This is a genomic window from Pedobacter sp. PLR, from assembly GCF_026239675.1.
In the GTDB taxonomy this organism is placed as follows: Bacteria; Bacteroidota; Bacteroidia; order Sphingobacteriales; family Sphingobacteriaceae; genus Pedobacter.
In genome coordinates this window covers 415,045-421,923 of the sequence record NZ_JAPIVQ010000007.1, presented here as the reverse complement: position 1 = coordinate 421,923, position 6,879 = coordinate 415,045, and the positions used below count along the sequence as shown (strand labels likewise).

Here is a 6,879-nt window from a genome sequence, read left to right as displayed (position 1 = left end):
GTTTTGCGTATCTCCCGCCGTTACACCCAGAAAATTAGGCACAGCAGGAAGTGTTTTATCATATATAACGGTAGAAGCATCGTTGGTAGTGATTACCGGTACGCCTGCATTTCTTGCAAAGTCTGAATATAGGATCTGAAAAGGAATTAGTCCTGTTGTATTTGCGGGGCTTAGGGTTAGCGTTGCAGTCCAGACATTGCCTGCAAGTGATAGCACCGTTGCTGGCATTGCATCAATGGATACGGTTGGTGTACCCAGACCTTCGGAAGCAGTAAAAGTAACTGTCACCTGATCTCCGGGTTTCGCTAAAGCAGGATTTTGGTTATTACTGCTGATACTCACATTACTTAGTGTAGGTGTAGTTTTATCTAAGGTCACCATGGAGCCGGTGCTGACTGTAGTTTGTTGCGCTCCGGGATTACCATAAGTATCTGTATAGTTGATGGTAAAAGGAACTACGCCTTCTGCCAGACCCGAAGGTAGGACATAGAGCGCTACCCAGTTAAATCCTCCCGCAGGAGATGCCGTAACCGTTGCGCCTCCAATAGTTACTATTGGGGTCGTGATGCTTTCAGAAGCTCTGAAAGATAAGGTAACTAAAGCACCGGCCTTTGCATAAGCAGGATAGGAAGCATTATTAGCTACAATAGATACGAAGGGTAAAGTTGGTGCCGTTTTATCAAAAAATACATTAGTAAAATCGGTTGTTGTACCTCTTGGCGTACCTGCATTTCCGGCAAGATCCGAATAAGTGAAACTGAAAGGAACTAATCCATTGTTGTCTGTTGCCTTCGTAGTATAAGTCGCTACCCAGTTATTCCCTGTGTTATTGACAACTGAAGCGGTGTTCCCATTGATACTCACTACAGGCGTATTGATCGTTTCAGAGGTTGTGAAGCTGAGGGTAATGATATCGCCAGCTTTTGCGAGACCTGTACCTGCAGCGCTGTTGGACTGAATCGTGATGGCTGTAAGGGTTGGTACCGTTTTATCAATAGTATAAGTTTCGCCAGCAGTATATCCACCTGAGATGGCATTTGCGGACGCCACGCTGATAATACCTGTTCCGGAACTATTTAAATCAATACCTACCGTACCATTTCCAGTTCCTGTAGTTACATTAATGGTATATGCTGTTGAGCCGGATGGTGTAGATGAGTTAATTGAGCTTCCAGAAGGGAAGCCTGCTTTCAAACTAAAATCACTTGTACCGACTCCAGATACGGGTTCAGAAAAGGTAACGGTGAAATCAACAGTAGTGGCATTGGTTAATGAAGCGGCGCCGTTTTTTCTAACAATACTAAGTATTGTTGGCTGAATACCGTTGATCAAAATATTGGAAAGCGCTCCCAAAGAACCTGGCGCACCTGGTGCCGGGAGTGTGAGTGTCAGGTTATTTCCGGCAAGATCTTTTAGTGTTCCGCCATTTAAGGAAAGTGAGGTTGTACTGATGTAATCGAGATCATCGCTGCTTTGATCGGCAGCTACAATATAATTGAAAGTCAATGTCGCTGTTCCGCTTCCGCTAGCATAAGATGCGAATCCGGCAGGACTTACATTTAAGGCCAGTTGCGGGGTTCCGGTTACATTGATGGTTTCTGAAAAATTCAGGGTGATGGGTACGGTTGTTCCTAAGTTATAGAGCGAGCTCATGCCGCTTACGCTGGCAACAGTTGGAGCAATATTGTCTATGATCAGGTTGGCATTGGCTCCTAATGATCCGGCTGCTCCGGGAGTAGGGAGCGTTAGCGTTGCATTATTTCCTGCAGCATCTTTTATGGTTGCTGATGTTAAGGAAAGTGAGCTTACTGTAGCATAATCAAGGTCGGTGGTATTCTGATTTGCTGCGATTAAATAGCGGAATGTTAAGCTGGAAGTTCCAGCTCCGGATACATAGGAGGCGATTCCTGAGTTGTTCAGGCTGAGTGTTGGTGTGCCGGTAACGGTTGCCGCTTCAGAAAAATTTACGTTTATATCGATGCTTTGTCCGGCGCGATAACTGCCATTTGCCGTAACCGCGGTTACAGAAGTAACAGCAGGAGCAATGGCATCAATCACAATACTGCTGCTGCCGCCCAAAGATGAGCCGCTTCCCGGAGCGGGTAGCGTAAGTGTCGCATCTTCATTTTGTGGATCTTTAAGGCTTCCTCCATTGAGTTCAAGTGTAGCACTACTGCTATAATCAAGATCGGCACTGCTTTCTCCTGCGGCTACTGTATAGGAGAAAATGAGGTCTTTACTGCTGGTTCCTGAGGTATAATTAGCATAGGCATTGACGCCTGAATTGAGTTTGATTCGGGGGCTTCCGGTTACGGTTACATTGTCGCTGAAATTAACGGTTATCGCAATCGATGCGCCAATGGTTCTGGTTCCTGTGGAAGGGTTTGAGGTTACAGCGACAGGTACACTACCAATTTTGAAAGTAGGTTGGGTAGCTGGAAAGGCATTCCCTGTACCCGGGTTTAAATCTAAGAAGGTAGAACCCGATTGCGTCCAGTTGGTTCGATTTTTAATAGCGGTGAGAATAGAAGCTTTTGTGCCGGTAAAAGAGCTTAAATTTGAATAGGAATTATAAATCAAGAAGTTGGCGCCCGCTAAATTGTTATGAAAATCTCCTGTTTTCAAAGCATCAGGAAGGTAAGAGACTGTTGAGTTTGAGGTCGTGCCTGAGCTTACCCATCCATATTGGTCTGGCGCAGCACCTAATGGATTTACGGTAGCCCAGTTGGCCAGGCCATAAATAAAATCAGGGGCGGCTTCGGTCCCGGTATAAATTAGCCAGGAATCACCTGCATTACCGGCTATGTTGGGAGCGCTCCATCCGCCATCCATACTGATTGATCCCACATTTGGCGACACCGTAACTGATGGAGTCGGGCCACCAAGAATGGTAAAGGTGAAAGCTGTTCCAGCAGTAATTGTACCTGTGGTGAGGGTAATCGTTCCATCGGCAGCTGATAGTGATAGTGCTTTAGTAGCGCCCAGCCATCCTTTATCGGTAAATTTAATGACGGTACTGGCTTCGATATTTCTTAAGGCCACAACAGCGAGGTTGGCGGTTGTTCCTTTATTATTGATACCGATAATCGCTAAATCACCGGGAACCAGTGTGGTTTGTGCAGTACTTGATTTTGCGAAAAGGCAAAATAAAGTAAGTAGAAGAACTGCTGTTGTGTTTTTTAATATATTTTTCATTTGGAGAGCGTTAATTGATATGGATGCATTAGTTCAAAAACTAAGGTTAGTTCCTGCTGGGGAACATGCCCGAGATGCAAATACAATAGGTTATAGCAAGCGTAGGTTGTAATATAGGTATAGGTAGGCCTCCACCAACAGGTGCCGTGTTAGTGGTTACTGAAGCCCCTGCCATTGGGATTTTTGGAGCCTGAGCGGTGTAGCCAGATACAGCATCTGTGTTGGTATCTACCATTGCAGCAATCGCATTTCCTGCCGCTGGAACAGTGATATTCCCTTTCTGATCACTCACATTTAAAACGGCTGTAGAAACAGCGGCATGATTGTGACTTGGCATATTTGTGATTAAAATGGTGGTGGTTTCTGTTCCCGACCGCTGACCAAGGTCATAGTTTGACAAACCCGGGCCCTGGCCAATTCCAACCATAGACCGTCCCCTAAGGTCAGGTAGGGCAAAAGTATCCTGTCCGTTTCCCCCATAAATGGTTCCTAAAAGCGCAAATAGTGCCTGATTGTCTCCAATTGGCAGGAGTTGTCCATTGCAGGGAGCAAAGCCCCTCGGTGTAAAATTCCCGGCGAATGCCCGGATGGTTCCTAAGTAGTCTTCCATAAAAAATTTGGTTTAATATAATTGATCGGTTGATTTGAGTAGCGAAAGGAAATCCCTGGTTTTAGTCCATAGGAATTGGAAGCCGTGAAGGCACAATCAAGATATTTTATACGGGAATTGAGGGACGTCTTAATTACCAGAAACACAAATTTGAAAATTTGATCTTTTAGTAATTTTCCTTTAATAAAAAGGTAAATCTCCATGAGACAATTAGGTTGAGGCGTTAATTATCAGTTACTTATAGTAAAAATATGTAAAAAAAAGCAGGATGAGTGTAAAACTGAAAACTTATACTATAGGGTATGGTTTTTTGGTTAAACGCTACAACCCTTGGTTGTTAGATTATTTAATTTATAAAATTTATTAAATTTTGATCATACCAGTATATTTCGACCCTTTGGGAAGATCGGTTGTGAAGATGAGAATCCTGTTTGCTAAGGTGTAAATGACTGAAAAACAGCGTGTTTTTAGTCGAAAGCTAATCTCGTTTTGCTTTGTTTTATACCACTAGCGTTTGGTTTTTGCCGGACTTGTACCATAGATGAATTGATGTAAGGAATTACTGGTTGTTTTTAAGTCGGTGGTCAGGTACCAGATGTTGTCAATTCTTTTTCCAATACTCTCCTTATCCAGTGGAAATCTGGCCTGTTCAATCGTCTTGTTTTTCGAATTTAAAATACTTCCGGCAAAACTGAAAAGGGTCATATTGTTCATGCTGGTTTCCAGATTAGGGAGGACTTCTGTGGCAAAAACGGGAAATATTTCCTTACCCTTCATTTTCAACTGATCAAAAATAGCGATAAGTACCAGGCGTTGACGCTCAGTTCTTTGAGCATCTCCATGGCCTACAGCCCTGATCCGGGTATAGGCAACGGCCTGTTTTCCGCTAAGCTTTTGCAAACCTGCCTGTGTGATTGGGACTACCGGAAGCTTGTCGTAAATTGACAGCTCCTGAAGGTAAGTATTGAGGTATGGAAGCTCTTCGGTTTTTACCGGAATCTGTACGCCTCCCAAAGCATCAACAATCTTTGCTGCGCCATAAAAATCAACGTTGATATAGTCTCTGATGTCCAGACCGAAGTTCTGATTGATGGTTTTTATGGCAAGCTGCGGGCCGCCAATGGCGAAGGCTGCATTGAGCTTATTCATGCCTGAACCCTCGATATTCACATACGTATCCCTCATCATGGAAGACATTTTTATTTTTCCGCTGAGCTGATCAATAGAAATCACCATCACCACATCTGAGTTTCCGGCCTCCCCTTCTGTGCGCCTGTCTACTGCAAACAAGGCAATATTTACCGGTGGGTTTTGTCTGGTTTTTTGTTTGGCGATGGTGCTTGCGGAAATTCCCAGCGCTGCATCAGAGCGGTTCAAATGGACCACCTTTTTTGCTGCAGGGGGAACCATAAAATCTACTTTATGAGCTGTGCTGTCTTGTGCTTTCAGCTGGAATAATCCGAAGCTCAGACCTAAGATTGATAAGATGATTGTTTTCATTTTTCCGGGAGATCATGTGAAAATCTGTATCAAGTATTTCAATAACCGTACCTCTGAACAATTAAAATTCTTTCTACCTTTAAAACGTTCTGGAAATTAGGATCAAATGATCCGGAAATTTCTTAAAACGGTTTGGGAGTTTTGATCAGATGATATAGAGATCTCCCGGTGCTAAAGGAAAAGAAAAATGAAAATGGATAAAGCGTATAAAATTGCAATTATAGGTTTGGGTTATGTGGGGTTGCCGCTTGCCATCGAATTCGCGAAAAAGTATAAAGTACTCGGATTTGATATCGATGAACTCAGAATCCAGGAACTTTCCAATGGGGAAGACCGGACCAGAGAGGCAGACCTGGAAGAGTTGCAACAAGTATTGCAGTCGGCGGCAGTAAATACTGCAATGCAGTCCAATATGGAAATACAAAATACCGGATTGGCTTTTTCTTGTACGACCGCAGACCTGGAATCCTGCCAGATTTATATTGTAACTGTTCCTACACCCATTAACCGCTTTAAAGCACCAGATTTACAACCCTTACTAAAAGCTTCCGCCATGATTGGCCGGGTTTTAAAAAAGGGCGACATCGTGATTTACGAGTCTACCGTTTATCCAGGATGTACGGAAGAAGATTGCGTACCTGTGCTGGAGCAATATTCCGGCTTGAAATTCAACGAAGATTTCTTCTGTGGCTATTCTCCGGAAAGGATCAATCCCGGCGACCGCATCAATACCTTAACAAAGATAAAAAAGGTGACTTCCGGTTCTACACCGGAAATTGCTGAACAAATAGACCAGTTATACGGACAGATCATCACTGCCGGCACACATAAAGCACCTAGTATCAAAGTCGCCGAAGCCTCAAAAGCCATAGAAAACGCACAAAGGGATGTCAATATCTCTTTTGTCAATGAACTGGCCCTGATTTTCGATCGCATTGGCATCGATACCACGGATGTGATCGAAGCTGCGGGTACAAAATGGAACTTCCTGAAGTATAAACCGGGATTGGTTGGTGGGCATTGTATCGGTGTAGATCCCTATTATCTGGCCCATAAAGCCGAATCTTTAGGCTATCATCCGCAAGTGATCCTTTCTGGAAGAAGAGTAAACGACAACATGGGTATGTTTGTGGCCAATAAAGTAGTCAAACTGATGATCGCGAAAGGCTATCCCGTGAAAGGGGAGAAGGTGCTGATCCTGGGTTTCGCATTTAAGGAGAATTGTCCGGACATCAGAAATACCAGAGTGATCGATATTTATCATGAATTGCAACAATTTGGAATGGAAGTCAGCGTCTATGATCCATGGGCAGATCCTGAGCTGGTGCAACAGGAATATGGTTTTTTACCCGATAATGTGCTTATAGATAAAAACTATAAGGCAATTATTGTGGCTGTTTCCCACCAGGAATTTTTAACCATCGATTATGGAAAATACCAGCGTGACGGCGCTATTATTTTTGATACGAAATCCTTTATTGACCGTAAATTCACAGACGCCAGACTTTAGTACAAACAAAATCTCTAGAATAATATTGTGGCACGTTTTTGGTTATCATGTTCAAAATGATGAT

General features: G+C 43.6%; 3 protein-coding genes and 1 pseudogene. 1 reads left to right on the top strand and 3 read right to left on the bottom strand.

Annotation, left to right across the window (positions count from 1 at the left end; genetic code table 11):
- From OQX61_RS19170 to OQX61_RS19160, 3 genes and pseudogenes are all read right to left on the bottom strand, one after another.
- A pseudogene (locus OQX61_RS19170) lies at positions 1-3,195 on the bottom strand (hypothetical protein); the annotation flags it as partial.
- A gap of 46 nt (positions 3,196-3,241) precedes the next feature.
- A complete protein-coding gene (locus OQX61_RS19165; RefSeq protein WP_265843409.1) occupies positions 3,242-3,805 on the bottom strand; it encodes a tail fiber protein in 564 nt (187 codons plus the stop codon).
- 507 nt (positions 3,806-4,312) lie between these two features.
- Positions 4,313-5,305, bottom strand: a complete 993-nt coding sequence (locus OQX61_RS19160) for an LCP family protein (RefSeq protein ID WP_265843408.1) — start codon at positions 5,303-5,305, stop codon at positions 4,313-4,315.
- A gap of 193 nt (positions 5,306-5,498) precedes the next feature.
- On the opposite strand from OQX61_RS19160, the gene OQX61_RS19155 reads away from it, so the two are divergent.
- Entirely contained in the window at positions 5,499-6,815 is a 1,317-nt protein-coding gene (locus tag OQX61_RS19155) for a nucleotide sugar dehydrogenase (protein ID WP_323670632.1), read from the top strand.
- Positions 6,816-6,879 lie beyond the last annotated feature (64 nt).

Excerpts from the sequence above, each read along its gene's own strand:
- OQX61_RS19160 (WP_265843408.1), bottom strand. The coding sequence starts at position 5,305 with ATGAAAACAATCATCTTATCAATCTTAGGTCTGAGCTTCGGATTATTC.
- OQX61_RS19165 (WP_265843409.1), bottom strand. The coding sequence starts at position 3,805 with ATGGAAGACTACTTAGGAACCATCCGGGCATTCGCCGGGAATTTTACA.
- OQX61_RS19155 (WP_323670632.1), top strand. The coding sequence starts at position 5,499 with ATGGATAAAGCGTATAAAATTGCAATTATAGGTTTGGGTTATGTGGGG.